The sequence below is a fragment of the Sphingomonas echinoides ATCC 14820 genome, from assembly GCF_000241465.1.
GTDB classification, from domain to species: domain Bacteria; phylum Pseudomonadota; class Alphaproteobacteria; order Sphingomonadales; family Sphingomonadaceae; genus Sphingomonas; species Sphingomonas echinoides.
Window position 1 is genome coordinate 356,305 of sequence record NZ_JH584235.1, and the last position, 22,860, is coordinate 379,164.

General features: G+C 63.8%; 22 protein-coding genes and 1 tRNA gene. 10 read left to right on the plus strand and 13 right to left on the minus strand.

Annotation, left to right across the window (positions count from 1 at the left end):
* Positions 1–630: Ros/MucR family transcriptional regulator (locus ON00_RS01445; RefSeq protein ID WP_245535516.1), on the plus strand; the 630-nt coding region annotated here is incomplete at its 5' end.
* A 217-nt stretch (positions 631–847) separates the two neighbouring features.
* On the opposite strand, the gene ON00_RS20460 is transcribed toward ON00_RS01445, so the two are convergent.
* The 5 genes from ON00_RS20460 to rpsA all read right to left on the minus strand — a co-directional run bounded on the left by ON00_RS20460 (position 848) and on the right by rpsA (position 5,974).
* On the minus strand, positions 848–994 hold the full coding sequence (locus ON00_RS20460) for a hypothetical protein (RefSeq protein WP_154651254.1): 147 nt from the start codon (positions 992–994) through the stop codon (positions 848–850).
* Complete coding sequence (locus ON00_RS01450; protein WP_154651255.1) at positions 991–1,839, minus strand: hypothetical protein; 849 nt, start codon at positions 1,837–1,839, stop codon at positions 991–993. Before ON00_RS01450 ends, ON00_RS20460 begins: the two co-directional genes overlap by 4 nt.
* A 559-nt stretch (positions 1,840–2,398) precedes the next feature.
* Positions 2,399–3,619, minus strand: a complete 1,221-nt coding sequence (locus tag ON00_RS01455) for a tyrosine-type recombinase/integrase (protein WP_010402705.1) — start codon at positions 3,617–3,619, stop codon at positions 2,399–2,401.
* Positions 3,620–3,805: 186 nt separating this feature from the next.
* Positions 3,806–4,084, minus strand: coding sequence for an integration host factor subunit beta (locus ON00_RS01460; RefSeq protein WP_010402707.1), 279 nt, complete (start codon positions 4,082–4,084; stop codon positions 3,806–3,808).
* Positions 4,085–4,246: 162 nt separating this feature from the next.
* On the minus strand, positions 4,247–5,974 hold the full coding sequence (rpsA, locus tag ON00_RS01465) for a 30S ribosomal protein S1 (protein ID WP_010402708.1): 1,728 nt from the start codon (positions 5,972–5,974) through the stop codon (positions 4,247–4,249).
* Between the two features lie 328 nt (positions 5,975–6,302).
* Here rpsA and ON00_RS01470 point away from each other — a divergent pair, with 328 nt between their 5' ends.
* On the plus strand, positions 6,303–6,893 hold the full coding sequence (locus ON00_RS01470; RefSeq protein ID WP_050810889.1) for an MBL fold metallo-hydrolase: 591 nt from the start codon (positions 6,303–6,305) through the stop codon (positions 6,891–6,893).
* A 31-nt stretch (positions 6,894–6,924) separates the two neighbouring features.
* Here the strand turns inward: ON00_RS01470 and cmk are convergent, their stop codons facing one another.
* Genes cmk through aroA form a run of 3 tightly spaced genes read right to left on the minus strand, consistent with a single transcriptional unit; the run spans position 6,925 to position 9,139 of the window.
* Positions 6,925–7,548 (minus strand): (d)CMP kinase, encoded by a 624-nt coding sequence (gene cmk / locus ON00_RS01475; RefSeq protein ID WP_010402711.1) that lies wholly within the window; start codon positions 7,546–7,548, stop codon positions 6,925–6,927.
* Positions 7,545–7,793 (minus strand): CBU_0592 family membrane protein, encoded by a 249-nt coding sequence (locus ON00_RS01480; RefSeq protein WP_010402712.1) that lies wholly within the window; start codon positions 7,791–7,793, stop codon positions 7,545–7,547. Before ON00_RS01480 ends, cmk begins: the two co-directional genes overlap by 4 nt.
* Positions 7,790–9,139: a 3-phosphoshikimate 1-carboxyvinyltransferase gene (gene aroA, locus ON00_RS01485; protein ID WP_010402713.1), complete on the minus strand. Its 1,350-nt coding sequence runs from the start codon at positions 9,137–9,139 to the stop codon at positions 7,790–7,792. Before aroA ends, ON00_RS01480 begins: the two co-directional genes overlap by 4 nt.
* Positions 9,140–9,247: 108 nt before the next feature.
* Here aroA and ON00_RS01490 point away from each other — a divergent pair, with 108 nt between their 5' ends.
* Together ON00_RS01490 and ON00_RS01495 are read left to right on the plus strand one after the other, a co-directional pair.
* Positions 9,248–9,565 carry a TIGR02300 family protein gene (locus tag ON00_RS01490; RefSeq protein WP_010402715.1) on the plus strand — a complete coding sequence of 106 codons (318 nt, stop codon included), beginning with the start codon at positions 9,248–9,250 and terminating at the stop codon, positions 9,563–9,565.
* 127 nt (positions 9,566–9,692) lie between these two features.
* Positions 9,693–9,768 (plus strand) — tRNA-Ala (locus ON00_RS01495).
* Positions 9,769–9,795: 27 nt separating this feature from the next.
* Here ON00_RS01495 and ON00_RS01500 read toward each other — a convergent pair.
* The gene (locus ON00_RS01500) at positions 9,796–10,779 is read right to left on the minus strand and encodes a zinc-dependent alcohol dehydrogenase family protein (RefSeq protein WP_010402717.1); all 984 of its coding nucleotides are present in this window, start codon (positions 10,777–10,779) and stop codon (positions 9,796–9,798) included.
* Between the two features lie 284 nt (positions 10,780–11,063).
* Here ON00_RS01500 and guaB point away from each other — a divergent pair, with 284 nt between their 5' ends.
* From guaB to ON00_RS01515, 3 genes are all read left to right on the plus strand, one after another.
* Complete coding sequence (gene guaB, locus ON00_RS01505; RefSeq protein ID WP_010402719.1) at positions 11,064–12,521, plus strand: IMP dehydrogenase; 1,458 nt, start codon at positions 11,064–11,066, stop codon at positions 12,519–12,521.
* 134 nt (positions 12,522–12,655) lie between these two features.
* Entirely contained in the window at positions 12,656–13,828 is a 1,173-nt protein-coding gene (locus ON00_RS01510; RefSeq protein WP_010402721.1) for an RsmB/NOP family class I SAM-dependent RNA methyltransferase, read from the plus strand.
* Between the two features lie 34 nt (positions 13,829–13,862).
* Positions 13,863–14,369 carry a tetratricopeptide repeat protein gene (locus ON00_RS01515; RefSeq protein WP_010402723.1) on the plus strand — a complete coding sequence of 169 codons (507 nt, stop codon included), beginning with the start codon at positions 13,863–13,865 and terminating at the stop codon, positions 14,367–14,369.
* 150 nt (positions 14,370–14,519) lie between these two features.
* On the opposite strand, the gene rsmA is transcribed toward ON00_RS01515, so the two are convergent.
* The 4 genes from rsmA to ON00_RS01535 all read right to left on the minus strand — a co-directional run bounded on the left by rsmA (position 14,520) and on the right by ON00_RS01535 (position 20,104).
* Positions 14,520–15,362, minus strand: coding sequence for a 16S rRNA (adenine(1518)-N(6)/adenine(1519)-N(6))-dimethyltransferase RsmA (gene rsmA / locus ON00_RS01520; RefSeq protein WP_010402724.1), 843 nt, complete (start codon positions 15,360–15,362; stop codon positions 14,520–14,522).
* On the minus strand, positions 15,359–16,354 hold the full coding sequence (pdxA, locus tag ON00_RS01525; protein ID WP_010402725.1) for a 4-hydroxythreonine-4-phosphate dehydrogenase PdxA: 996 nt from the start codon (positions 16,352–16,354) through the stop codon (positions 15,359–15,361). Before pdxA ends, rsmA begins: the two co-directional genes overlap by 4 nt.
* Positions 16,355–16,370: 16 nt before the next feature.
* Entirely contained in the window at positions 16,371–17,774 is a 1,404-nt protein-coding gene (locus tag ON00_RS01530; RefSeq protein ID WP_010402726.1) for a peptidylprolyl isomerase, read from the minus strand.
* A 92-nt stretch (positions 17,775–17,866) separates the two neighbouring features.
* Positions 17,867–20,104 carry an LPS-assembly protein LptD gene (locus ON00_RS01535; protein ID WP_010402727.1) on the minus strand — a complete coding sequence of 746 codons (2,238 nt, stop codon included), beginning with the start codon at positions 20,102–20,104 and terminating at the stop codon, positions 17,867–17,869.
* A gap of 196 nt (positions 20,105–20,300) precedes the next feature.
* Here ON00_RS01535 and ON00_RS01540 point away from each other — a divergent pair, with 196 nt between their 5' ends.
* The 3 genes from ON00_RS01540 (at position 20,301) to ndk (ending at position 22,833) form a co-directional block, all read left to right on the plus strand.
* Positions 20,301–21,776: a leucyl aminopeptidase gene (locus tag ON00_RS01540; RefSeq protein WP_010402728.1), complete on the plus strand. Its 1,476-nt coding sequence runs from the start codon at positions 20,301–20,303 to the stop codon at positions 21,774–21,776.
* Positions 21,777–21,891: 115 nt separating this feature from the next.
* Positions 21,892–22,332 carry a DNA polymerase III subunit chi gene (locus ON00_RS01545; RefSeq protein WP_010402729.1) on the plus strand — a complete coding sequence of 147 codons (441 nt, stop codon included), beginning with the start codon at positions 21,892–21,894 and terminating at the stop codon, positions 22,330–22,332.
* Positions 22,333–22,410: 78 nt separating this feature from the next.
* Positions 22,411–22,833 carry a nucleoside-diphosphate kinase gene (gene ndk, locus ON00_RS01550; RefSeq protein WP_010402730.1) on the plus strand — a complete coding sequence of 141 codons (423 nt, stop codon included), beginning with the start codon at positions 22,411–22,413 and terminating at the stop codon, positions 22,831–22,833.
* Positions 22,834–22,860: the final 27 nt, after the last annotated feature.

Sequence of the window (22,860 nt, forward strand, 5' to 3'; positions counted from 1 at the left end):
CATCTGCCCCAAAGCACCGCCGCGCGGGTCGCCTGCATTGAAGAATGCGACTGCTTCTGGCACGGAATGCCATCACGAAGGCTTACGGAGTGCCGCTGCATGGAACAACCCAACACGCTGGTGGCACTCACAGCGGAAATCGCCGCAAATTTCGTCGCGAATAATCACGTTGGCGCGAGTGAGATCGGCGAAGCGATTGCAGCGATCCACAGCGCACTTGCCAGGCTGAGTGTCGCTTCGGCCGAGCAGCCGGTAACGGAGGCTTTCACGCCTGCGGTGTCGATCCGCAAAAGCCTTGCGGACCCGGCCAAGATCATCTCAATGATCGACGGCAAGCCCTACAGTGTGCTCAAGCGCCATCTGACGACGCACGGGCTAACCCCTGCGGAATATCGCACGCGCTATCATCTGCCTGCCGACTATCCGATGACCGCGCCTGCGTATTCGCAAGCGCGCAAGGCGATGGCGTTGAATCTTGGTTTGGGCCGGAAAAGCACTGCACGGCCCAAGCTCGGCGTGGTGACGCCTCACAGCGACGCAGCTTCGCCCGTGACGAAAGCACCGCGCAAGCCGCGCGCCCTCAGCAGTAAAGCCACAGCGGCAAAGGTGTCCCCGGAGTCGAAGGGATAGGAAGACCGGCCTGCTGATCGCTCAAGATTGCCAGCGGCAAAGCGACCAACCTGCCGGAAGACGCGATCATGGGGGTGCTACGGGCCGGGCGCACCTGATTCCCACGCCCGCTTTGGGCCGAATTCACAAACGAGGAGCGCCAGCGGCGCTTTGTGATTTCGGCAACGCCAGCGTCAATGCATCGGCCATCGAACTCGACGGCTGACCCGATGCGCCGCTAGCGTTTGGTACGGGACGGCTTCACGGGCTGCTTCGCCTTGATCGACTGTACGGCTTTTGCCGTCGCTTCCTGCTTGTCGATCTCGGGTGTGCATGGCATCCCATCCGCCGATGCGAACGCCGCAGAAATTTCGGTGATCGTCATGCTGGTTTAATTGTGCCGTCTTCGTCGAGATATTCGTTCAAGCCGGGTTCCCGGTAATGGTCGGGAGGTGTGTCTAACACCGAAGGCGGCGACGGGCGAAGCGGGTCCAGGCGATCAGCTTGATCGTAGGCCCAAGCGATCCACTCGGCGTTGTCATCCAGTGTGCTCGCACGGGTAGCCGATGCTGTGAATGCCGCCAAATACGCGCGGATGACTCTGGCCTTCTGCCAGCCTTCGGCCTCTCCGACCAACTCGTTTACGGCCTCGCGTTCATATGCGATCGCATCGCGAAGTTCTGAACGCATCCGTGCGAACTCAGCGGTTTTGCGATCACTCTCTTCCCAAGCGGCCCGAGTGGCAATGCGCGTGGCGGCTTTGGTGCGCAGGTCGATCATAATCTTATTAAGGCGCTTTTCGAGCGGCCTAAGCGGACTGTCCCTCCACGACTTCCGCCCATAATCTGCATCGCTTTCCAGCAACAGATAGGTGACGCGCGTTCCGCGCTCAACAAGGCGTAGCGGAAGAGATTCCTTGTTCACGAAAACGGAAATGACCCCGACGGAGTCGTCGGAATTGCTTCGCAATTCGAAACCTCGCGCCTCGCACGCTTTGACCAGCGCATCCACGAGACGCAAGGCGCGTGCTTTGTTCCGTTCACTCACGTGAACGCTGAAGCGGCCGACAGGCGGAAACAGCGATGGCATCGTATTGGATGCTTGCTTTAGCGGCCAGCCGATTGCCGCTGCAGTGCATTGGGTGATTGGATGGGGCTCATCCAACTCCATTGGGACAACGATTGGATGGGATTTCTCGTATGCTTCCCAGGCTGGATTGTTCGATTTCATGGACGACCTATTGCGCGCCGTGCGACGCGGATGGGTTATCGGCGATGGCCGCGCCCTGTTCAGTTCGCTGACGGCCACCATGCTGCCGGTGCTGGCAGCATTTCGCGGGAAGAGCGCTAGCAGGTTCCCGCAGCGCGCTGCCCTTGCGCCAAACGTGTTCACTTCATGGCTGGTGCGGGCGGGGGGACTCGAACCCCCACAGGCCTTGCGGCCCTACGGATTTTCTTACCAGCTACGGCTTTCGCCGCCGCCCGATGGGCGTTTGTGGTCTGGACTATCCCTTCACCGTACCTCGTCGGGGCGAGGGGTAGGTGCTGCCCGTCTAGTCTCTACACCTTCCCGGTAGCGAGGTGCCGCCGGGCTTGGCTCGGGATTGCCATTTCACAGGGTTCCCCGAATTTGAGCAGTTCTACAGCGTGGGTTTCCCCACGAGCACTCAAGTCATTTGTCTAAGTCCGGTGCGTCTACCAATTTCGCCACGCCCGCACAGCCGAGCGTAGCTATAGTCGGGCAAAAATTCTGCGCCAAGGAAGATATGCGATCTGTCCGCAGGCTTCGATCAATTCGCCGGTTTGTCACGCTTTTGAGAGGCGGTCAGGGGCCGCCGAACGTTGATCGCCTCTGCATCGAGCATGTTTTTGATGTGGGAGGCGTAGAATTTTTCGATCATTTCGACGCTGGTGCGGCAGTTTTTCGCGATCTGGTAGATGTCGGCCCCCTCAAGGAGGCGGAGCGAAATGTAGGTGTGTCTCAAGCTGTAGGTCGTGCGGGCGTTGCCCTCGCGATCCTTTTTCAAGCCAAGCTCATCAAGGATCGCATTGAAAAGCTCGCGTTGGATCGTTGGGAAAAGCAGGTCGGTCGGGCCGAGATTGTGGCGTTTCTTCATGCGGGTGAAAGGCATGACAGCGCCCGGCATGGATTTTGCCCAACCCGTTCCACGCTTGCCGCGTACCGCGATGTGCAGGATGCGTTCCTTGGCCGGGCCATCGGAGACGATCTCGATGTCACGCACTTCTAGCCGCCGTGTCTCGTCGGGCCGAAGGCCCGTGTTCACCTGAAAGAGAACATAGTCGTGCAGATCTTCGCACGCGGTGCGCCAGCGCTCTTTTTTCGGGTTCTTCGCCCGCGCGCTCGTCGCCTTGTAAAGTTTCTTGTACTCGGCGAGTGAGAACCATGCGCGATGAGAGATTTTGCTGGAGCCCCGATACGGGGCCGACATGTCTGGCATAAAGGGAAGCCAACCATGTCGATTGGCAAACTTTAGCGTCTGACGAAGGCAGACCAGTTCCTGGTGAAGGGTGCTCCGAGACGGCGTCTTGCCATTTCGTTCTTTGGGCTTTTTGGGTTCGCCAGGCTTTGGCTTGTCGAAACCACCATTTTTGATTCGGTCGATTCGGTAGTCCTGAATCATGCCGGAAGTGATCTCGCTTATCACTTTGTCGCCAAAGAAGGGGATCAGGTAGAGGTTGAGTCGACGGCGGTGCCCGTCAACGTAGACCTTGCTGCGCTCGCCCTGCGTCACGATCTCGAATTCATTGATGAAGCGTTCGGCTACCTGCTTGAAGGTCTTGCCTGCTTTTATCTCACCACGAGCGGCCTTGCCCTTCAGAGTGAGGAACCAGTCCTCGGCCACGTCTTTCGCGAGTGCCAAACTTTCCTGCTTGGTGCTGTGCCGGAACTGCTTTTTTCCGATGCTTGCGCGGCACTGCCAGTAGCTGCTGCGCGGGCGACGAAAGAGCTGCACCTTGCCGCCAAGAATCTCGTGGACTGCCTCAGCCATGGGTAGCGCCCTCTCACTGCGCTAAAATGCGCTAGGGATGTGCTAGCGCTCCATGGGCCTTAAAGTACTATAAACACAAGAAAAATCAAGCCTATTTTATGCTTTTAAGTCCCGTGCGTCTACCAATTTCGCCACGTCCGCATGTGCGGAAATTCCAAGCGTACCGCGCGGGTTGCGTCAAGTCGCTTAGACGTTGAGACGCGCGCGCATTTCCTTGCCAGGCTTGAAATACGGGACGCGCTTCGCGCCGACATCGACCAATTCGCCAGTGCGGGGATTGCGTCCAGTGCGCGCATCGCGCGCGCGGGTCGAAAAGGCCCCGAAGCCGCGGAGCTCAACACGTCCGCCCAGTGCCAGTCGCTTCGTGATCTCGTCGAAAAAGGTGGTCACCAGCGCCTCGATGTCGCGCATCGACAGATCGGGATTTTCGGCAGCCAGTGTCTGTACCAGTTCTGATCGGATCATCGTGTCGTTTCCCCCTGCCGTCGTGGCCATGCCCTTGCGGTACAAAAAGGCCGCTTCGGTCATGTTTTTTATCGCAATTCTGTCATTTACGATAGCCACGAAACGACGGGGAAAGACAGGGCAGGGCTACTCCATTTGGATGAATAACCCCGCCCTTTACGCTTACTTCTTGCTGTCGGCACCCTGCGCCTTGAGCGCTGCACCGAGGATGTCGCCCAGCGACGCGCCCGAGTCGGACGAGCCATATTGTGCAACGGCCTGCTTCTCTTCGGAGATCTGCATCGCCTTGATCGAGAAGGTCGGCTTCTTCGAACGGTCGAAACCGGTGACCATGGCGTCGAACTTCTGACCGGTCTGGAACCGCTCCGGACGCTGCTCGTCGCGATCGCGGCCGAGGTCGGTGCGCTTGATGAAGCCGGTCGCGCCGTCGTCGCCGACCTGCACTTCGAGACCCGCATCGCGGACTTCGAGCACGGTGACCGTGACGATGGCATTCTTGTTGAGGCCCGACGAAGCGTTGCCGCCTGCCGCTGCCGCACCGGCTGCCGGAGCACCACGCTCAAGCTGCTTCATGCCCAGCGAAATGCGCTCCTTCTCGGCATCGATGTCGAGCACGATCGCCTGAACGACCTCGCCCTTGCGATGCAGGTTGAGCGCATCCTCGCCCGACACGCCCCAGGCGATGTCCGACATGTGGACCATGCCGTCGACATCGTTGTCGAGGCCGATGAACAGACCGAATTCGGTCGCGTTCTTGACTTCGCCTTCAACGGTCGACCCGATCGGATGCGCTTCGGCGAAGGCTTCCCACGGGTTGCTGATCGCCTGCTTGAGGCCGAGCGAGATGCGGCGCTTGTCGGGATCGACCTCGATGACCACGACGTCGACTTCTTGGCTCGTCGACACGATCTTGCCGGGATGGACGTTCTTCTTGGTCCACGACATTTCGGACACGTGGACCAGGCCTTCGATGCCCGGCTCGAGCTCGACGAACGCACCATATTCGGTGATGTTCGTGACGCGGCCCGACAGCTTCGCGCCGACCGGATACTTGGCGGCGGCACCTTCCCACGGATCGCTCTCGAGCTGCTTCATGCCGAGCGAAATGCGCTGCGTGTCCTTATTGATGCGGATGATCTGGACGCGGACGGTATCGCCGATGTTCAGCACTTCCGACGGATGACCGACGCGCTTGTAGCTGAGGTCGGTGACGTGCAGCAGGCCGTCAATGCCGCCCAGGTCGACGAACGCACCGTAATCGGTGATGTTCTTGACGACGCCGTCGATGATCTGGCCTTCAGCGAGGCTGAGGATCAGGCCGGAACGCTGCTCGGCGCGGGTTTCTTCGAGGATCGCACGACGCGACACGACGATGTTGCCGCGCTTGCGGTCCATCTTGAGGATCTGGAACGGCTGCGGGATGTCCATCAGCGGGGTGACGTCGCGCACGGGGCGGATGTCGACCTGCGAACCCGGCAGGAAGGCGACGGCACCGTTGAGGTCGACCGTGAAGCCACCCTTGACGCGGCCGAAGATGACGCCCTCGACGCGGGCAGTCTTGGCGAATTCGGTTTCGAGCGTGTCCCATGCGGCTTCGCGGCGGGCGCGGTCGCGCGACAGCATCGCTTCGCCGTGCACGTTCTCGACGCGGTCGACGAACACTTCAACTTCGTCACCGACCTTCAGGTCTGCCTTCTGGCCCGGCATCGCGAATTCGCGCAGCGGAACGCGGCCTTCCGACTTCAAGCCGACGTCGATGACGGCGAGGTCGTTTTCAATCGCGGTGACGGTGCCCTTGACGACGCGGCCTTCGAAGCTGTCGGCACCGCCGAGAGTCATTTCGAGAAGGGCGGCGAAATCGTCGCGGGTTGGGTTTGCCTGAGTGGCCATAAAGTCTTGTATTCCTAAATCATGTTCCGGCCAGCCGGTTGTCTCCGGCGGTCTTGGCCTATGGTGTCGGGCTGGCCGTATGCGCAACCCGACATCCGTCGATCGGAGTGGATGGAGGGGCAAGTCGCGCGAATGCGAAAAGGGCGCGAGAGGACATGCCTGTCGCGCCAGCCTCCGTGAACACCGCTCACCGGACCGCAGCCCTATAGCGGGATATGCGGCAGCGGGCAAGCCGTAGGAGGGCGTTGAAGCCACGGTGCCGGTGGCTATACCAGATAAGGAAAGATCATAGGGGGGCGATATGCGGAAGTACCGATCGGCGATGGGAATGAGCGCGGTATTGATGATCGGCGGCAGCGCCGCCGCGCAAGCCGTCGACGACCCGCTGACCCGCCCGATCGCCACCGATTATGCCGCGCGCTGGCTGGCCCCACAGCCGCCCAAGCGGATCTATGGCAACACCTATCTGGTCGGCTTCCGCAAGATGAACGTCGCGCTGATCGATACCATCCGGCTGGGCAAAGTCGGCGTCATTGCGGTGGCCACGCCCGGCCATACCGCCGGAAGCACGAGCTGGCGGTGGCGCTCGTGCGAGGCCGGACGCTGTTTGAACATGGTGTTCGCCTCCAGCATCAACCCGGTCTCGGTCGACGGCTACCGCTTTTCCGATCCGGCGCACCGCGCGATCGTCGCCACCTTCCGGCACACGATTGCGCGGGTCGGGGCATTGCCGTGCGACATCCTGTTTACGGCGCATCCCGACAATTCCGGCGGCGACGTGACGTTTGCGCGGTTCGAGCAGTACCCGACGCCCAATCCGTTTATCGATCCGGCCGCCTGTCGAAAACTGAGTGTCAGCTATACGGGGATCGTCGACGCCCGGCTGGCCAAGGAAGCGCAGCCTGCCGTCGTTCAATGAGCACGAGCGACCACCCTTCCGCCTGGGCCGATTACGCCTGGAGCCTAGCCTCCACAATCGCGATCGCGCGCTGCACGCTGGCTTCGATCGAGAGGAAGCTGGTGTCGAGCAACGCCGCATCGTTGGCGGGAACCAGCGGGGCGTTGGAGCGGGTGGAATCGCGTAAGTCGCGCGCGCGAATGTCGGCCAGCACCTTGTCGAGGCTGATCGTCGAGCCGTGCGCGCGCAGCTCGGCATGGCGGCGCTTCGCGCGGATATTGGGCGTTGCACGGATGAACAGCTTCGCGTCGGCATCAGGTGCAATCACCGTGCCGATGTCGCGGCCATCGAGCACTGCACCACCGGGTTGATAGGCGAAGCGTTTCTGCCGGTGAAACAACGCCGCACGCACCAGCGGATGCGCCGACACCACCGAGGCGAGCGAACCGATCGCGTCGCTGCGCAGGATCGGGTCGTCGAGCAGCGCCTCGTCAAAATCGCATGCGGCGACCGCGTCTGCCTCGATCGCGCCGTCCAGTTCGAGCCGCGCAACGTTCGCGGCGACGGCGCGATACAGCAGCCCCGTGTCAAGATGCGGCAGGCCATAATGCTGGGCGAGCGCCCGCGCGATCGTGCCCTTGCCGGAGGCGGCGGGACCATCGACAGCAATAATCATCGGCGAACACTCAAAGTACGTACCAATCCAAGGAGCGCGATCACCGCCCAGGCCAATTCGAGGGCGAGCGCGGGGAGGTTGTAGTTGACCATCAACGATATCGCCAGCAGCGATGCGCCAAGAAAATTCAGACCGTTCGACAAAAGGTTGGGCGCGGCATTTCGCAGCGTTTGATACGCGAAGCCGGCGAGAATGGTCAGGGCACCCACAAAGCCGATGATATCGGCCGCATGCGAATCGATCACCGGGCGTCGCCCTGCAATTGCCGGATCTGCGAGAAGAACGCGGGGTAACTGGTCGCGACCGGGCTCGCATCGTCGAGCGTCAGCGCGGCACCGGCATTGGTTTTGCGGCAATGGAGCGCCGCCACCGCCATGCTCATCGCAATACGGTGATCGAGCAAGGTCGCCACCGTGCCCCCGCCGGGAAGCGGATCGCCGCCGCTGCCGTCGATGATCATGCCGTCCTCGACCTCTTCGACGCGCGCGCCGATCACGCCGAGCGCGGCGGCCATCGCCGCGATCCGGTCCGATTCCTTGACACGCAATTCGTCAGCCCCGCGTGCGATCGTCCGACCGGAGGCGTAGGCGGCGGCGACGAACAGCACAGGATATTCATCGATCATGCTCGGGGCGAGATCGGGCGGGATTTCGATGCCGGTGAGTGCGGCATGACGCACGCGCAAATCGGCGACGGGCTCGCCACCAACCTCGCGCCGGTCGAGTTCCTCGATGCTGGCACCCATCATGCGGAGCGCCGTGAAGAGACCCGCGCGGGTGGGGTTGAGGCCGACATTTTCGACGACGATGTCCGACCCTGGCACGATCGTCGCCGCCACCACCAGGAAGGCGGCGGAGGAGGGGTCCCCGGGCACGACGATCTCCTGAGGAAGCAGTTCAGCCTCCCCAGTGATCGCGATGATCCGACCTTGCGGTGATGGCTCGACCGTCACCTTCGCGCCGAAGCCGCGCAGCATCCGCTCGCTATGGTCGCGGGTCGCCACCGGTTCGATCACGCGGGTGATCCCCGGCGTGTTGAGCCCGGCCAGCAACACCGCCGACTTCACTTGCGCCGAGGCGACGGGCAGGGTGTAGGTGATTGGAATGGCGGGGCAGATCCCGCGCAGCATCAGCGGCAACCGTCCGCCGGGGCTCGACGTGAACTCCGCGCCCATTTGCGACAGCGGCGTGATCACGCGGCCCATCGGACGCTTCGACAAGGAGGCATCGCCAATAAAGGTGGCGATAATCGGATGGCTGGCGACCAGCCCCATCAGCAGCCGCGTCGAAGTTCCGGAATTGCCCATGTCGAGCGCGTTCGCCGGTTGCAGCAAGCCGCCCACTCCGACGCCGTCGATCGTCCACACGCCGTCATCACCCCGGACGATGCTCGCGCCCATTGCGCGCAAGGCGGCGGCGGTGGCGAGGACGTCCTCGCCCTCCAGCAGGCCGGTGACCCGGCTGGTGCCGACCGCGAGCGCCGAAAACATCAGCGAGCGGTGGCTGATCGATTTGTCGCCCGGCACGCGGACGCGGCCGGTGAGCGGACCGGAAGGTTGGATTTCAAGCGGAGCGGGTGTAGGATGTGCCATCGGCCCCGCGCTTTGACAGTGCGCTTGCGCTATGGCAAGGCGCGCCCCACTTTGCGGCGTCGCGGTCGCAAGATCTCATTATCATCTTGAAGAAGGTCAACTCGGCATATGATCCAGCCGGAATGGGGCACGAAGCGTACGTGCCCGAAATGCGCCACCCGTTTTTATGACCTGGGCAAGGACGATCCCGTCACGTGCATCAATTGCGGTGCGCATTGGGAGCCGGAGCCGATCCTGAAGTCGAAGCAGCCGCTGCCGTTCGAGCAGGCCAAGCCCGAATTGATCAAGAAGGACGACGATCTCGCCGGTGACGACGAGGATCTGGACACCGGTGAAGACGAAGAGCCCTCGCCCGACGACGAGGTCGATCTCGGCGGTGATGACGATCTCGGCGTGGAAGCGCCGACCAATGACGACGATCATTGATTTTCACGTGTAATCGATGATTTTTTTGGCAAGCGGCGCATTGGCCGCTTGCCAAGGGCGCGCCGCCTCGGTAGGGGCGACGCCTTCCCGCTGAAGGGCCGGTTTTACGGACCTTCAAAAACGAGATGGGGCCGTAGCTCAGCTGGGAGAGCGTTCGCATGGCATGCGAAAGGTCAGGGGTTCGATCCCCCTCGGCTCCACCATTTTCCATATAAATCCTGAATGGTGTGTCACGGGACTAGAACCGCGGCACCGTCGAACCGGCCATGCCGCAAATCGTCCAATGCCGTATTGGCGTTTTGGAGCGGGTAGACCGTGGTCTTTACGGCGATCCCGATTTTGGGGACGAGGCCGAGGAACTCGATTCCATCCTGCCGCGTGAGATTGGCGACCGAGACGAGTTGCCGTTCTTCCCAGAGAATGTCGTAGGGGAAGCTCGGGATATCGCTCATATGGATCCCGGCGCACACCACGCGGCCACCTTTGCGGACCGCCTTTAGCGCCATCGGTACAAGGTCCCCGGCCGTCGCGTAAATGATCGCGGCGTCCAGCCTCTCCGGCGGGCTTTCATCCGACCCGCCCGCCCACACTACCCCTAGGCTTCGCGCAAAGTCCTGCGTTCGGGTGTCGCCTGGCCGGGTGAAGGCGTAGACCGCGCGTCCCTGCCATTTGGCGACTTGCGCGACGATATGGCCAGCGGCACCAAAACCATAGATCCCGAGGCGCTTGCCGTCGCCCGCGATCTTGAGCGACCGCCAGCCGATCAGCCCAGCGCACAGGAGCGGTGCCAAGGACACGTCGCTACCTGTTTCTCCAAGCGGGAAGGCAAAACGCGCATCGGCGACCACCGACGTCGCAAACCCGCCATCGCGGGTATATCCGGTAAATTGCGGTGCATCGCACAGGTTTTCGCGCTGCTCCTGGCAATAGGGGCACACGCCGCAGGTGTGGCCGAGCCAAGGAATGCCGACACGTTCCCCGATCTGCAAGCCAGCAACGCCCGCGCCGATCGCGTCGATGCGGCCGACGATCTCATGACCGGGAATGATCGGCGATTTCGGATTGGGCAATTCGCCATCGACAACGTGCAAATCTGTGCGGCAAACCCCGCAGGCGAGCACCTTCACCCGGACCTCGCCGGGGCCGGGCGCCCGATCGGGCAGTTCGGTCCATTCGAGCGGCGTTCCCGGGCGGTTCAGTACCATTGCCTTCATGGTCGCATACTCCTTGCACGGGTGTTTTGGGTCTGTCCTGGACGGGCGCAGGTTCGCGATCGTTCAAACGAGAAGCTCGACGATAACGGGCTAGGAGCCCGTCGGGAGGGTCGGATATTACGCACGCCTTTCGCCCGTCCGGGGCGTGCGGCGACCGGTTGCGATGGGGTGCGCAGCCCCAGTCTGTCGCATCACATCCCTCCACACCCCTAGCGTATCGGCGGGTCGGCGTTTACATGGACCGCCACGACTCGCTCCCCACTACGCGCAGGACACGGCATCTCATGGACATTCGACTCGGCTTAACTTTCGACGATGTCCTGTTGGTGCCCGCCGAATCGGACATCGTCCCCAGCCAGACCAACACCGCGACGCGCGTGACGCGCGGCATTTCGCTCGACATTCCGATCCTGTCCTCGGCGATGGACACCGTCACCGAAGCCGACATGGCGATCGTGATGGCGCAATTGGGCGGCATCGGCGTGCTGCACCGCAACATGGAAGTCGAAGAGCAAGTCGCTGCGGTGCGCGCGGTGAAGCGCTTCGAGAGCGGTATGGTGGTCAACCCGATCACGATCACGCCCTCGGCGACGCTGGCCGAAGCGCAGGCCCTGATGCTGCGCAACCGCATCAGCGGCATCCCGGTGGTCGAGGCCGATGGCAAATTGGTCGGCATTCTCACCAACCGCGATGTGCGTTTTGCGGAAAACCCGCTGCAGCCTGTGTCCGAGCTGATGACGCACGAGAACCTTGCCACCGTTTCGACGGGCGTCGGCAAGGAAGAGGCGCGGCGCTTGCTGCATCAACGCCGGATCGAGAAATTGCTGGTGGTCGACGAGCAATATCGCTGCGTCGGGCTGATCACGGTCAAGGATATCGAGAAAGCCGTCACCTATCCCAATGCGACCAAGGATGCTGCCGGACGGTTGCGCGTCGCCGCTGCGACCACGGTTGGCGACAAGGGCTTTGCGCGGACCGAGGCGCTGGTCGATGCCGAGCTCGATCTGGTGGTGATCGACACCGCGCACGGCCATAATCGTGACGTGGCGCGCGCGGTTGAGCGGGTGAAGAAGCTCAGCAATTCGGTGCAGGTGATCGCGGGCAACGTGGCCACCGCCGAGGCAACGCGCGCGCTGATCGATGCCGGTGCGGATGGCATCAAGGTCGGCATCGGGCCGGGCTCGATCTGCACCACGCGCGTCGTCGCAGGTGTCGGCGTGCCGCAATTGACGGCGGTGATGGATTGCGCCGAAATCGGGCTGAAGGCGGGCGTGCCGGTGATCGCCGATGGGGGCTTACGCACCTCGGGCGACCTCGCCAAGGCGCTGGCGGCGGGGGCGTCGGCGTGCATGATCGGATCGCTGCTGGCGGGCACCGAGGAAGCGCCGGGCGAGACCTTCCTGTATCAGGGCCGCGCGTACAAATCGTATCGCGGCATGGGCTCGGTCGGCGCGATGGGCCGCGGTTCGGCCGATCGTTATTTCCAGGGCGACATCAAGGACCAGATGAAGCTGGTGCCCGAGGGTATTGAAGGCCAGGTGGCGTTCAAGGGCCCGGCCAAGGACGTGATCCATCAGCTCGTCGGCGGGATTCGCGCGGCGATGGGCTATACCGGCTCGGCCACGCTCGAAGATTTGCAGGCGCGCGCGCGCTTCGTGCAGATTACGGGTGCTGGCTTGAAGGAAAGCCACGTTCACGACGTTGATATTACGCGCGAAGCGCCGAATTACCCGACGCGCTGATTTTCTCCCTCTCCCCTTCAGGGGAGAGGGTCGGGGAGAGGGGCAGTGTTGCGCGCCCTTCGTTACTACCCCTCTCCCGCGCTTCGCTTCGCTCGCTTGCCCTCTCCCCGCAAGCGGGGAGAGGGATAAAAAGAATGACCCCATCTGCCCGCACCCAAGCCGCGATCGAACTGCTCGACCAGATCATCGCGGGCGCACGCGATTCGGGGGCGGCGGCGGATACGATCGTCGCGCGCTACTTTGCGACGCGGCGGTATGCCGGATCCAAGGACCGGCGCGCGGTGCGCGAATTGGTCTATGCCGCGATCCGGGCACTCGGTGAACGTCCGGCCTCGGGCCGCGCGGCGGTGCTGGCGCTGGCCAAGGCGGACCCGGAACTGGCCGCGACCTTTGACGGCGTCGGCCACGGCCCGGCGGTGATCGGACCGAGCGAGACCCCGGCCAAGACCGGTATCGCGCCCAACTGGATCCTCGATCGCTTGCGGCAATCGGGGCTCGACGACGCCGAATTCCCGGCCTTGATCGACCGCGCGCCGCTTGATGCGCGGATCAACCGCGCGATCCACGAAGCGATCGAGATTGAGGGCGCGGAACCGATTGCCGGGCTGGCCGACGGGTTGCGCCTGCCTTCGGGCACGCAAGTCGAGCAACTCCCCGCCTATAATCATGGCGCGATCGAGGTGCAGGATGCGGGCAGCCAGTTCGTCACGCTTGCCGCGCGCGCGCAAGCCGGGCAGCGCATCGTCGATCTGTGCGCGGGGGCGGGCGGCAAGACGCTGGCGCTGGCGGCGGCGATGGGCGGGCAGGGCGTGGTGCTCGCCACCGATACCGACCGTGCGCGGTTGTCCCGTCTGGCGCCGCGCGCCGAACGCGCGCGCGCAGGGATCATCGAGACGCGGTTGCTCAATCCGGGGCGCGAAGTCGAGATGCTCGACGACTGGGTCGGCAGCGCAGATTGCGTGCTGATCGATGCCCCCTGTTCGGGCACCGGCACCTGGCGGCGCAATCCCGAGGCGCGCTGGCGGCTGACCCCCGACCGGATCGAACGGCTGGTCGAGACGCAGCGCCATCTCCTCGAAGTCGGCGCGACACTGGTCAAGCCCGGCGGTGCCCTTGTCTACATCGTCTGTTCGCTGCTCGATGAAGAGGGGGCGGGGCAAGTTGCGACGTTCCTCGCGGCCAATCCGGGGTGGCGGGCGCAGCCGCTCGATCTGGGCGCAGGACGCGCGCAGGGTGCGGGCACGCGGCTGACACCAGCGCATGATGCAACCGACGGGTTTTTTGTCGCGCGATTGCAACACGCGTGATAGCTCTGTCGCCGTGCCAAAGCTGGAGTATCTCATGCGCTATACGTCTGTCGCCGTCGCCGCTGCGCTGACGCTGCTCACCGTTGCGACTGCGGTGCAGGGGCAGCGCGGTGAGGATACGATCGATGGCCGCTCGATGGCGCTGCTCGCGCGTGGCCGTGCGCTGCAGGCGGCGGGCAATCTTGATGCCGCGACCGATACGCTGGAAAGCGCGCTGGCGGTCGACCCGCGCAATCGCGGTGCATTCGTGACGCTGGCCGAAGTTGCCCAAACCCGTGGATTGCCGGGCAAGGCGATCCGCCTGTATCGGGAAGCGCTGTCGCTCGATCCCAATGACGTGGCGGCGCTCAGCGGGCAGGGCGAGGCGCTGGTCGCGAAGGGCGCGGTTGCGCGCGCGCGCGACAATCTGGCGCGGATCAAGACGGTGTGCGCCAAGCGCGCCTGCCCGGAAATCGCGGCGCTTTCCGCGTCGATCGCCAAGGGGCCGCCAGTGGTCACTGCCTCTACGACGGTTGCCGGGGCGACCGTAAAGAAGGACTGAGAGCGGTTTATCCTCACCGGAACGGGGAGGGACCCTTTTGCCTATTCGGCAAAGGGGTGGAGAGGGCTATCTGTCAGGCATTACGCTTGAGGCGCGCCCCCTCCACCATTCGCTGAATGCTCATGGTCCCCCTCCCCGTGCCGGGGAGGATCAGGACAGCGCGTGCGCCAGGGCGACGAACTCGGTAACGCTGACGGTCTCGGCACGGCGGGTCGGGTCTATGCCCACGCGCTCAAGTGCATCAAGCGCGCCTGCCACACCCTTCAGGCTTTGCCGTAACATCTTGCGCCGTTGCCCGAACGCCGCTGCGGTCAGCCGCTCCAGCGTTGCAAAACGCACGCCTTCGGGCGCATCAGCGGGCACGATATGCACGACCGCCGACATCACCTTGGGCGGAGGGGTGAAGGCCGAGCGATGCACCGGCATCGCCAGCGTGGCGCGCGACCGCCACTGCGCCAGCACCGCAAGCCGCCCATAGGCCTCGCCATCGGTCGGCGCGACGATGCGATCGGCGACCTCCCGCTGGAACATCAAGGTCAGGCTCTGCCACCACGGTGCCCATTCCGCCGACAGCCAGCGCACCAGCAACGCCGTGCCGATATTGTACGGCAGGTTCGAGGCGATATGCGGCTTGCCGTCGAACAGCGACGCAGCGTCGATTTCCAAGGCGTCGCCTTCGATCACGCGCAGCTTGCCCGGAAACGCCTCGCCCAGTTCAGCGAGCGCAGGGATACAGCGATGGTCGCGCTCGATCGCGGTGACGCGTGCGCCCGCCGCCAGCAAGGCGCGGGTCAAGCCGCCGGGGCCGGGGCCAATCTCCAGCACCTCGGCGTCGTTCAAGTCGCCGGGAATGCGCGCGATCCGCGCCAGCAATTGCGCGTCGAGCAGGAAATTTTGCCCCAGCGCCTTGCTCGCATTCAGGCCATAACGCGCGATGACGTCGCGCAGCGGGGGCAGGTCGGGGCGTGGTGGTACCAAAATGGGCTGGCTCACGCGTCGGCGGCGGCGCGGCGATCGGCGGCCTCGCCCGCCAGCCGGATCGCGGCGATCGTCGCGCCGGGCTCGGCAATGTTCTGGCCCGCGATGTTGAACGCAGTCCCGTGATCGGGCGACGTGCGCACGATCGGCAGCCCGAGCGTAATATTCACGCCGGAGTCGAAATACAGCGTCTTGATCGGGATGAGCGCCTGATCGTGATAGCAGCACATCGCCGCGTCATAGGTTGCGCGGGCACGGGCATGGAACATCGTGTCCGCAGCAAACGGCCCGGTCGCGTCGATCCCCTCGCTTTGCAGGATCTCGATTGCAGGGGCGATCAGGTCGATTTCCTCGCGACCGATCGCGCCGCTCTCGCCCGCATGGGGGTTGAAACCGGCAAAGGCGATGCGGGGCTTGAGAATTCCGAAATTGCGCATCAGCCCGCGCGCCGTCGCCCGCGCTTTCGAAACGAGCAAATCGATCGACAGTAGCCCGCTGACCGCAGCGAGCGGAACGTGGGTGGTAATTGGAACCACGCGCAAATCGGGGCCGGCCAGCATCATCACCGCGTTTTCGCCGGCAATGCCACAGCGTTCGGCCACGAACTCGGTCTGCCCCGGATGGTTGAAGCCGATCTTGTAGAGTTGTGCCTTCGACACCGGCCCCGTGACCAACGCGCGCGCCGCGCCCGAGCGGACCAGCCCGGCGGCAAGCTCGAGCGCACGCAGCGCACAGCGCGCGCCCTCGACATCGGGCACGCCAGGCATGATCTCGCCGCCATCCTCCACCGTCAGTACCGGCAACGCGGTCTCGAACACACGGTTGGTGTCTTCGGGGTGCGAAATGGGCTCGACCGGGCCATCCCACACCGCCGCGATCGCGCGAGCGTCGCCCGTCGTGAAAAACGGCGGCAACCCTTCCGCGACGCGTTGCGCCCAGGCTTTGGCGATGATCTCGGGGCCGATCCCGGCCGGATCCCCCATCGATATGGCGAGCGGCGCGAGCATGGCGTTGATCCCCTGGTCAGCGATATTCGATGATCGCGTCGCGTCGCAAATCGCGGAGCAACTGGTTCGCACGCAGGTTCACGCGCGAATTTTCCATCGACGTTCGCACTTGCTCGACGCCCGGAATGCGCGGGCCCGTCGCTTCGTCGCGACCGCACAGCACCAGCGAGCGAATGCCATCCTTGGCCGAGCCGAATGGCGGGGTCGATTCGCCGACCTGCAGTTTCAGCATGATCTCGCGCAGCGGCCCCGGCAGATCCTTGATCCGCACCGAATCATTGTCGACCACATCGGCACCGAGCGCGGTCGCGACCTTGGCGACTTCACCGCAACCATGGATCGTCTGGCTCAATTTGGCGAATTCGGTCACGCGCGCATCGGCCTGGGCCTGCGTGGTGCCTTCGGCAAAGCGCACGCTGAGCTGCTTGAGCGTGAGCTTGGCATCCATCGGATCGGCGACGCCGACCTTGCGCGTGTCGACCAGATAGATGATCGAGAAACCGCCCGGCACCTCGATCGGGCCAGCCAGATGCTCGGGCGTCATCGATTTGATCGCCTCGACCAGCGTCGGCGGCAATTGCGACAATTGCGTTTCGCTCAGCCAGTCGAGATCGCCGTCGGTCGCGCGGGTGGTGGCGTCGGACAGGCGGGCATAATAGCCGAACGTGTCCTCGCCCTTTTCGCGCTTCTGGATCGATCCGATGATCTGTTGCGCCTGGTTGAACACTTCCTGCGCGCGATCGGGGTCGGCCTTCAGATAGATTTCGCGGACGTGATACTCGGTCGTGCCTTGCTGCTTCTTCAGCTTCTCGATGATCGCATTGACCTCTTCGTCGCCGACATTGATGTCGACCTTGCGCCGCAAATAGCGGTTCCACGACAGCTCGGCCTCGATCTGGCGCTTCAGCGACCGCTCGGACGAGCCGATCCCGCGCAAATAGACCCGCATCTCGGCGACCGACTTGCCGAAGTTGCGCGCGACGGTCTCATAGCTCTTGTTGATCTCGTCGGGTGCCAGCTTGACCTCGGCGGTCTTGGCCTGCTGGATCTGCAGCGTTTCGTCGATCAGCTGCCGCGCGATCAGCAGCTTGTACTGCGCCATTTCCTCGGGCGACAGCTTCAGGTCGCGCGCTGCCACCAGCAAGGCGACGCGTTGGTCGATGTCGGTGCCGGTGATCACCGCGCCGTTGACGATCGCGGTTGGCTTGCGGATGTTGGGATCGACCTTGCCGAAAATCTGCAGGTTCTTCGGAATGTCGAGCCCCACGGCGGGCGTCGCATCGTCGGGAACGGTCTGCGCGATCGAACCGCCGCTGGTCGAAACAAGCGCGACGAGCGCGGCACCGAGCGCCAGACGGCGGCCGAGCGAAGCCAGGCCGGTGGTGGTTGCGCCGGTCTTCTTGGTGATGTCAGTCTTCACGTAGTTAAAATCCCATCCCGCGCGGTCTGCGTTTCTGCTCAGCCCAACGAGCCCTTGGAAAGGTCCGTGCAACAGACCGCCTGAACCAGTGCTTAGCGGCCAAGATTTTTGAATGCCAGCGTCAACAGGAAGCTGTTGCCCGCGCGCGCGTCACCAGTGTCCTGATAATCGCGTTTCCAGGTGCCCCCGAGGCGGAGACAATCATCCTCATATTGGAAGCCCAGGCGGTGCCGCACGGGGTCGAACCCGTTGGCGAGCGACAGCGGATCTTCGTTGCGGTCGGTGAGATCGATCACGGTCGAGCCGAAGACCGACCAGAATTTGGTGACCTGCACGCGCGCGCCCAGGCGCACCTCCTCGCGATCGCGCAGATCCTCAAGCGTCGGGTCGATGTTGCGGTTGAGCCTTAGATAGCCGACGAGAATGTAGGTGCTGCGCGAGCCAACGCTCGCATCCACTTCGTTACGGCGAATCGCCAGGTTGCTCTTGTCGAGCCGGTAGCGATGCGTGATCGAAACGAAATCATGATAGCGGATTTCGGTACGCCCGACGATGTCGGAGACACGCCCCGAAAGCCCTGTCCCATCCGGGAACAGCGTTTCGCGATTGTTCAGGCGGTAGCTTTGGCCGACATTTGTCGAAATCGAAAAGCCGGGCAGGTCGGCTGCCCAATCGACGCCATAGGTGAAACGCGTCGAATCCTCGAACCGGTCATAGCCCGGGAAGCGGTTCAGGGCGAACAGGTTCGAATCTTCAAGATCGACGGCGCGCGCATCTTCATTGGGCACGGCAAGATTGGTCGTTTGCGGCGACGCGACCACTTGGAAGCGTGGCGTGAGCCGCTGCGTACCGCCCAGGAAGGTGCCGATAAACGGCCACTTCACGTCGATCGCAAACGCGCCGATCGCGCGCGCGCTGATCCCTTCATTGCCGCGATAGCTCGCCACCGTCGTGGCCAGCGTGTCCTTGGCATTGTACACATCGCCGCGACCGAAGGCGGTGAACGTCACCTCCTGGCCCCATGGCGTCAATTTGCGCAGATCCCAGCGCGCGCTGGCAAAGGCGCGCTGCGTATCCTGACCAGCGGGACGCGAAATGGCGAGGCTGTTGGCCTGCAATTCGAAGGTACCGCCCAGCAAACTGTCGGTGAAACGGTGCCGATAATCGATTTCGGGCAGCGCAATCGGTTGGAGGCCCTGCCGATCGGCGACGCGCAATGTTTGCACGTACCAACCGGTGATCGCGAAATAGCTGTCGGTGTCGATGCGCTGCAAGCTGGCGGTGGTGCGCAGGCGGTCGTCGCGCGAAATGTCGTAGCGGCGTAGGAAGGTGCGATCGGTGGTCAGCCGCAGCGATCCGCTGAGGCTCCAATTGGGGCTGAGCTGAAACCGGCCGACGCCATCCAGATAGCCACGAAACGAATCGGGCGTGCCGGGCGGGGTGGGGGTGAGCAAATCGACGCTGCGCGGGCTCGCCGTGGCATAGCCGGTGATCGTATAGGCCCCGAGCGTATTGAGCTCCTGATACTCCGCCTTCAGCATCGGCAGCACGGCCGTGAAGAAGCGCGGCGTGATCGTCAGCCCGCGATTGGGGGCCAAAGCAAAGTGATAAGGCTGCGCGAATTCGAAACCGTTCACCCGGCCATAGCGGAAGTCCGGGGTGAGCAAGCCGCTGTTATTGCCGCCCCCAACCGGGTTGGAAAAGGCGGGCAGGGGCAGCGTCGGCAAGCCAAACAGATTGATGCGCGCGCCGGTATAATAAATGCGTTCGCGATCGGGGCGATACAGCACGCGCACCGCCGTGATCTTCCACGACGGTTCTTTCGGGCAGTTGCTCGACGCGGTCACGGCGCACGGCGTGTAGGCGGCATCCTCGAGCACGACGACTTCATCAAGCGAGCGCGTGCCCTTGCGCGCCGCCAGACGCCCGCCCTTTTCGAGCACCAGCAGCATATTGTCGACGACGCCATCCTTCAGCGCATCGGTCAGTTCGATCGAATCGCCATAAGCGGTGTCGCCGCCAGGGTTGACCACCGCGATATTGCCGCTCGCATGGACTTTCCCGGTCTTGCGGTTCCACACGACCGTGTCGGCGCGCAAGCGGTCGCCCGAGCGATACATGCGGACATCGCCCGTTGCGGTGACGATATCCTCCTTGCTGTCATATTCCAGGTTGGTCGCGGTGAACTGGACCTGGTCATCGGGCGCGCTCGGCGTGGCGGAGGGCGGTGGCGGGGTTACTGGGCGTGTCTGCAGATCCTGCGCCAACGCCGGATTGGCGAGCAGCACAGCGGGGAACACACAAGTGACAAGGAGAACGGCACGCTTCACGTCGGAACAAGCACCCTGTTGCGAGAAGGCCCCGGTTGAACCCCGGTTGCCGCTGGTCGATCCCGCCCTATCGCATCGACGCCGCTTTGCTGCAATCGTGCTGCGGTGAATTCGGCGTGGCCGCTTTGCCAGCGACGCGTCGCTGTCCTAAGAACACGCGACTCATCGCATTTTTCGTAACCGAGGCCTCCCCGTAATGCAGATCGAATTTTCCAGCGCCGCGCCCGCGTCGGCCGCCGCCATTGCCCTTCTTGTCGAAAAAGACGGGCTCGCGCGTCTCGCGACCACACTGATCGACGCCGCTGCGCTGGATCTGGTGAAGGCGGCGGCGCAGGCAAGCCGGTTTGAGGGCGAAGCGGCCGCTGTGGTGGAAACCTTCGTGGCGGATGGGGCCGGTGGCGTGCGCCGCGTCCTGCTGCTGGGCACCGGCGCGGCCGGCGAGGCCGAGTATGAACGGGCAGGCGGCGCATTGACCGCGCGCTTGCTCACTTCGGGCGTTAAGACCGCGAGCGTCGATTTCGCCAGCGCAGGCACCACGCCCAAGGCGGCTGCGCGTTTCGCAGCGGCGGCCGCGCAGCGCGGCTGGCGGCATGACGTCTATCGCACCAAGCTGCCCGAGAAATCCAAGCCGACGCTCAGCACGATCGTGCTGCATGGCGTGCCCGAGGGCACCGATGCGGCGTGGAGCAAGCAGAAGGCGCTGACCGAGGGGCTGGAGCTGACGCGCACGCTGGTGGCCGAGCCGCCAAACGTGATCTATCCCGAAACCTTCGTCGCCAAGGTGCGCGCCGAGGTCGAGGGGCTGGGCCTGGAGATCACCGTGCTGGGGGAAGCCGAGATGCGCGAACTGGGCATGGGCTCGCTGCTCGGCGTGTCGCAGGGTTCGGCCAAGCAGGCGCAGTTGCTGGCGCTCAAATGGAATGGAGCAGGCGAGGGCGATCCCGCGCTGGCGCTGGTCGGCAAGGGCGTGACTTTCGACACCGGCGGCATTTCGCTGAAGCCCGGGCCCGGCATGGAAGACATGAAGTGGGACATGGGCGGCGCGGGCGCGGTGGTCGGCGCGATGAAGGCGCTGGCCGGGCGCAAGGCCAAGGCGAACGTCATCGGCGTGTGCGGCCTGGTCGAGAACATGCCCGATGGCGATGCGATCCGCCCGGGCGACGTGCTCACCTCCATGTCGGGCCAGACGATCGAAGTGCTCAACACCGATGCCGAAGGGCGGCTGGTCTTGTGCGACGTCATCACCTGGGTGCAGCGCACGCACCGCCCCAAGACGATCGTCGATCTCGCCACGCTGACCGGCGCGATGATCATCAGCCTGGGCAATGAACATGCCGGCTGCTTCGCCAATGACGATGCGCTGGCCGATCAATTGCTGGCAGCGGGCAAGGCCTCGGGCGACCTGTTGTGGCGCTTCCCGCTGTCGGATGCCTATAACAAGCTGATCGACAGCCCGATCGCCGACATGAAGAATGTGGGGCCGCGCGGGGCAGGGTCGATCACCGCGGCGCAGTTCATCCAGCGCTTCGTGGAACCCGGCGTGAAATGGGCGCATCTCGACATTGCCGGCATGGTGTGGGCCGATAAGCCGGGTGCGACCTATGACAAGGGCGCTACGGGCTATGGCGTGCGCTTGCTCGACCGGTTCGTGGCGGACACGTTCGAGGGCTAAGCGCGTGTTCCCCTCCCGCTGTGCGGGAGGGGTTAGGGGAGGGGTGTTTCGGGGCGAGCGGGTGCCAGCAATGGATTTCCCTCCCCCAACCCCTCCGCAAGCGGGAGGGGAGTGAGTGCAAGTCGATTTCTATCACCTTACGCTCCAGCCGCTCGACCGCGTGCTGCCGCGGATTGCCGAGCGCGTGGTCGAGGGGGGCGGGCGGTTGCTGGTGGTGGCGGAGAGCCTGGACCAGCGCGCCGCGCTCGATCGCTTGTTGTGGACCTATACCCCTGACAGTTTCCTGCCGCATGCGCAGGCCGAGGGTGAGGGCGATGCGGCGCAACCGATCCTGATTGCCGAGCAGCCGGTGGCGGCGAACACCGCGCGCAACATCGCGATTGCCGATGGCCTGTGGCGCGAGGAAGCGCTGGAGTTCGACCGCGCCTTTCATTTTTTCGACGAAGACCGCATCGGCGCAGCGCGGGTGGCGTGGAAGGCGCTGGCCGACCGTCCCGGGATCGAACGCCGCTACTGGAAGCAGAATGACAATGGCCGCTGGGAGCAAGCCGCCTAGACTTGCATCGCGATCGCGCGAAGACTAGGGACACGCGACTTTCCACATCCCATCATTCAACACAGGAGCTTCACGGTCATGGCCGCGAACCGCACGTTTTCGATCATCAAGCCCGACGCCACGCGCCGCAACCTGACGGGTGCCGTCACCAAGATGCTCGAGGAAGCCGGCCTGCGCGTCGTCGCCTCCAAGCGCATCCACATGACCCGCGAGCAGGCCGAGGGCTTCTACGCGGTGCACAAGGAACGCCCGTTCTTCGGCGAACTGGTCGAGTTCATGATCTCGGGCCCGGTCGTCGTGCAGGTGCTCGAAGGCAAGAATGCGATGCAGCGCAACCGCGACATCATGGGCGCGACCAACCCCGCCAATGCCGAGCCGGGCACGATCCGCAAGGAACTGGCCGAATCGATCGAAGCCAACACCGTGCATGGTTCGGATTCGGACGAGAATGCGGCGATCGAAATCGCCTATTTCTTCAAGCCCGAAGAAATCGTCGGCTGATCAGCTGATGCAATGGCGCGTGCGACA

Coding starts and splice junctions, on each gene's coding strand:
- rpsA (WP_010402708.1), bottom strand. CDS start 5,974: ATGGCCACTCAGGCAAACCCAACCCGCGACGATTTCGCCGCCCTTCTC.
- ON00_RS01500 (WP_010402717.1), bottom strand. CDS start 10,779: ATGAAGGCAATGGTACTGAACCGCCCGGGAACGCCGCTCGAATGGACC.
- ndk (WP_010402730.1), top strand. CDS start 22,411: ATGGCCGCGAACCGCACGTTTTCGATCATCAAGCCCGACGCCACGCGC.
- ON00_RS01510 (WP_010402721.1), top strand. CDS start 12,656: ATGACCCCATCTGCCCGCACCCAAGCCGCGATCGAACTGCTCGACCAG.
- guaB (WP_010402719.1), top strand. CDS start 11,064: ATGGACATTCGACTCGGCTTAACTTTCGACGATGTCCTGTTGGTGCCC.
- aroA (WP_010402713.1), bottom strand. CDS start 9,139: ATGGCACATCCTACACCCGCTCCGCTTGAAATCCAACCTTCCGGTCCG.
- ON00_RS01470 (WP_050810889.1), top strand. CDS start 6,303: ATGAGCGCGGTATTGATGATCGGCGGCAGCGCCGCCGCGCAAGCCGTC.
- pdxA (WP_010402725.1), bottom strand. CDS start 16,354: ATGCTCGCGCCGCTCGCCATATCGATGGGGGATCCGGCCGGGATCGGC.
- cmk (WP_010402711.1), bottom strand. CDS start 7,548: ATGATTATTGCTGTCGATGGTCCCGCCGCCTCCGGCAAGGGCACGATC.
- ON00_RS01490 (WP_010402715.1), top strand. CDS start 9,248: ATGATCCAGCCGGAATGGGGCACGAAGCGTACGTGCCCGAAATGCGCC.
- ON00_RS01460 (WP_010402707.1), bottom strand. CDS start 4,084: ATGATCCGATCAGAACTGGTACAGACACTGGCTGCCGAAAATCCCGAT.
- ON00_RS01455 (WP_010402705.1), bottom strand. CDS start 3,619: ATGGCTGAGGCAGTCCACGAGATTCTTGGCGGCAAGGTGCAGCTCTTT.
- ON00_RS01540 (WP_010402728.1), top strand. CDS start 20,301: ATGCAGATCGAATTTTCCAGCGCCGCGCCCGCGTCGGCCGCCGCCATT.
- ON00_RS01515 (WP_010402723.1), top strand. CDS start 13,863: ATGCGCTATACGTCTGTCGCCGTCGCCGCTGCGCTGACGCTGCTCACC.
- ON00_RS20460 (WP_154651254.1), bottom strand. CDS start 994: ATGACGATCACCGAAATTTCTGCGGCGTTCGCATCGGCGGATGGGATG.
- ON00_RS01450 (WP_154651255.1), bottom strand. CDS start 1,839: ATGAAATCGAACAATCCAGCCTGGGAAGCATACGAGAAATCCCATCCA.